A 385-nucleotide genomic window follows, 5' to 3' on the forward strand; every position below is an offset into this window, starting at 1 on the left:
CTTAACATATTTTGAGGTACTTCTTTCATTTGAACAATGAAAAATTGTGAACCATTTGTATTAGGTCCTGAGTTAGCCATTGATAATGCGCCATATAAGTTAAATGCATTTAATGAAAATTCATCTTCAAAAGCACCGCCATAAATACTTTCGCCACTCATACCAGTAGCTGTTGGATCGCCACCTTGAATCATGAAGTCATTAATGACACGGTGGAATGTTATTCCATCATAATAACCATTTTTTGCATGTGTCACAAAATTTTCAACTGTTTTTGGTGCAATATTTGGAAATAACTTGAATGTCATGTCACCTTTATTTGTGTGCATAACCACTTTAATTTCACCTTGTTGTACTTCTTTGTTTAACTGTGGATAGTTAGCCA

1 protein-coding gene is annotated in these 385 nt (G+C 33.8%); it reads right to left on the minus strand.

Going from position 1 to position 385, the window contains the following annotated elements; translation table 11 throughout:
• Positions 1-329 (minus strand): peptidylprolyl isomerase (locus FL344_RS38345; protein ID WP_228565678.1); only part of this gene is annotated, 329 nt, incomplete at its 3' end.
• Positions 330-385 lie beyond the last annotated feature (56 nt).

It is taken from the genome of Myxococcus sp. AB036A, from assembly GCF_006547355.1.
GTDB lineage: Bacteria > Myxococcota > Myxococcia > Myxococcales > Myxococcaceae > Myxococcus > Myxococcus virescens.